This is a genomic window from Bacillus sp. MBGLi79 (genome assembly GCF_002953915.1).
This window is the reverse complement of record NZ_CP026521.1, coordinates 241,869-245,110: the sequence shown is the minus strand read 5'-3', so window position 1 is coordinate 245,110 and position 3,242 is coordinate 241,869. Positions and strand designations below refer to the sequence as shown.

Below are 3,242 nucleotides of genomic sequence, written 5' to 3'. Positions count from 1 at the left end.
GTTATGCTCGCCGTCATCGAGATCCGCCACATTGACATAGAGCTCGACGTCGGAAGGCTGGAGTTTTTCGATCGCGGCTGTCGAGCCCTTTGCCGTGATATCCAGCTTGCCTGACTTCGGATCGAGAAATTCAAGATCCCGGCTGTCATTCAGCCCCGCGGTTTTAATTGAAACGTTCTTCAGTTTTTTCTCTTCTTCCTTGTCAACTTTCACCTTGATTTTCACTTTTTCGGGTGACACTTTTTTAGCGCCGTCCGGCACTTTAATGTTGGCTTCCAACTCAGTGTCATCTTTCATTTTACTTAAATCAACCTCATCAGCCTCGACAAATTCTAACGAATCAAGAACATTTTGCGGCCCGTAGACGGTTACCTCTCCCGGACTGATATCAAGGCTGGAAATGCTGATACCGTCCGGAAGGCTCCCTTTCCGGTCAACTTTGACGGGAATCTTTTTGCTAGGGCTTGTCACGGGAACGGTGATTTTAACGACGGATGGACTGACTTCAACCGGAAGAACATTTCCGTCCCTGTCGTATACTGTTAGCTTGGCTTCTTTTTCAACCGTCTGGTCGACGCCCTCTAAATTGATCGTCGCCTTGATGTTTTGGATTCTGTCGATCACGGCTTTTGAGCCGGTGACGCTGACGTTTTTCGGGTTGATAATCGGCAGCTCCGGCGTGTAGCCATCTTTCATTTTGTTTTTATTATAAAAATCAACCTCGACCGGGAATTCCTTCGTCGTTTTTTCTTCGATGGTCACGGTTGTCACCGATGGATTGATGGTCAGAGTGAGGCCTTCGGCAACATTTCTGGCCTTCAGCTCGACTTTGTGCCTGCCTGTTTTCAGATGCTGCATATCGGCATAAATCTCAAAATCCTTCACTTGTCTGACCTTCTTGACGGTTCCTGTCGGGCCTTTAATCGTGACATTCACCGTCTGCGGCACGCCTGTTACGACGTAGTTTTCATCATCATAAAACGATTTGACCGGTATATCGGTGAGCGTCGCTTCGTCTGTCGTCGATGTCGGGAAAAACGATTCACCTGGTTTCTTCGGAGTCGGCGCTTGAGCGCTGTGGACCGCAAAGTAAAGAAGAAACGCGAATAATAATGCGACTACTTTGACAGCCCAGGGATTGTTTAAGAACTTATCCATTTTTCTTCGCCCTCCAATACCAGCGATTTGAGGAAGTTTCTCGCGAATTTTTCTTGAATTCCGCTTCAAGCATGTTTTTCAATGCCTCTTCCGATAAATCACGGTGAAGGTCTCCGTTTTTGGCGACGCTGATGCCGCCCGTTTCTTCGGATACGACAACCGTCAGACTGTCGGTCACTTCACTGATTCCCACTGCTGCTCTGTGCCTCGTCCCAAGCTCTTTTGAAATAAAAGGGCTTTCAGAAAGCGGAAGGTAGCAGGCGGCTGCAGCAACCTCATCATTTTTCATAATTACAGCGCCGTCATGAAGCGGTGTATTCGGAATAAAGATGTTGATCAATAGCTCAGAGCTGACCTTTGCATTTAAAGGGATCCCCGTTTCTATGTAATCGCCCATTCCCGTCTCCCGTTCAATCGTCAGAAGCGCGCCAATCCGGCGTTTCGCCATATATTTAATCGCTTTTGTAATCGCATCAATCGTTTTCTGCTGCTGCTCTTCCTCAGGTGTTCCGCTCCTCGAAAAAAAGCGCCCCCGCCCCAGCTGTTCCAGCGCTCTCCTCAATTCAGGCTGGAAGATGATAATGATCGCCAGGAACCCCCATGTGATCGCCTGGTCAACCAGCCACTGCAGGGTGCTTAATCCTAAATATTGACTGGCCAGCCTGACGAGAACAATGACCACGATTCCCTTTAAAAGCTGAACCGCCTTTGTCCCGCGGATGACCATCATTAATTTATATATTACGTACCAAACAAGGAGAATATCAACGGCATCGCCGAGGTACTGCAAGAAAGGGATATCCTCAAAAGCCATTTCCTCGTCCTCCAAGAATTCAGTCATTAGTAAGGTTAATATGTTTCAAAATGGTATGATCTATTATTTTTACATATACAGACGCTATTATAGCACAAATTGATTTTCCAAGTGAAATGGCGGCCCCTCATAAAAAAAGAGCAAAGCTCATTCGCCCGCTTTGCTCTACTCTTTAGACTCCTTCATGTCAAAAACCGATTTTCCGGTCGATTTAATCTTATACCACATCCAGTCGAACACTTCGTTGATCTCATGGATCTGACCGGTGACTTGTCCTGCTGAAGCCGTATATTTTTCGCCATTAACAATCGTGACATCGCCGTCGACTTTGCCTTCTATAATCAGCTTTCCGTTTTTCACGGTCACATCGCCTTTGACAACTTTGCCTTCAGGTACGATGACCGTGTTGTTTTTCACTACGAGATTGGGCTGGCTGGATACGCTGAAATCCTGATCGTTTTTCCAGCTGGAGAAAAAGCTGCCGCCCATCAAAATGATAAACAAAGCTGCCGCCACTAAAAACGGATGGGCTTTAAGCCACCTGTTGATCGATGCCGTTCGCTTTTCCTTCGGCAGATTCGCCAGCACATCGGCTGTAAAGTTCGCCGGAGCTGTAAGATGTGACGTGCTCTGGACAAGAGCGATGGATTTTTCCATTTCATGAAGGTGCTTTTTGCAGTCTTCGCATGATTGGAGGTGCTCTTTTAATTGCGATTCATCTTCCGGTAGTATGTCTCCGTCAAGGTATTTATGCATAAGCTGAACAATATGCTCCGGACAGCTCATTTCATCACCCCACTTAAAGATCCCTTAATTGTTTTCTGAGAGCCTCTCTGCCCCTGTGTATCCTCGTTTTCACCGTACCTACGGGAATATTAAGGATTTCACTGATCTCAATGAGTGAGAGCTCATCAATGTACTTTAATACGATGACCGTCCTGTATTTATCGGGAAGCCTTAAGATTTTTTCCTGGATGGTGCTGTGCAGCTCCAAAGAAACCACTTCATCCTCTGGAAGCGCAACATCCGCCGCAACCTGGGAATACATCGTCAGTCCTTCAGTCCCCGCCACCTCTGCATCCAAGTAATAGTCCGGCTTTTTTTTACGGATACGATCGATGGTCAAATTGGTTGCGATTCGATAAAGCCATGTGGAAAATTTCCGGTTGATATCAAAACTGTCGATATTCACGTATGCTCTGATAAACGCTTCCTGCGCAATATCTTCCGCCTCATGCGCATTGCCGAGCATACGGTAGCAAAGCTGATA

The 3,242-nt window shown here is 46.8% G+C and carries 4 protein-coding genes; all 4 read right to left on the bottom strand.

Annotated elements, in window-relative coordinates; all coding sequences use genetic code 11:
* A partial coding sequence (locus tag C1T29_RS01410) for a CdaR family protein (RefSeq protein ID WP_208945602.1) occupies positions 1–1,158 on the bottom strand: 1,158 nt, incomplete at its 3' end.
* Positions 1,151–1,972, bottom strand: coding sequence for a diadenylate cyclase CdaA (gene cdaA / locus C1T29_RS01405; RefSeq protein WP_003178443.1), 822 nt, complete (start codon positions 1,970–1,972; stop codon positions 1,151–1,153). The genes cdaA and C1T29_RS01410, both read right to left, overlap by 8 nt.
* A 165-nt stretch (positions 1,973–2,137) precedes the next feature.
* Positions 2,138–2,758: an anti-sigma-W factor RsiW gene (gene rsiW, locus C1T29_RS01400; RefSeq protein ID WP_023857683.1), complete on the bottom strand. Its 621-nt coding sequence runs from the start codon at positions 2,756–2,758 to the stop codon at positions 2,138–2,140.
* 13 nt (positions 2,759–2,771) lie between these two features.
* A partial coding sequence (gene sigW / locus C1T29_RS01395) for an RNA polymerase sigma factor SigW (protein WP_208945601.1) occupies positions 2,772–3,242 on the bottom strand: 471 nt, incomplete at its 5' end.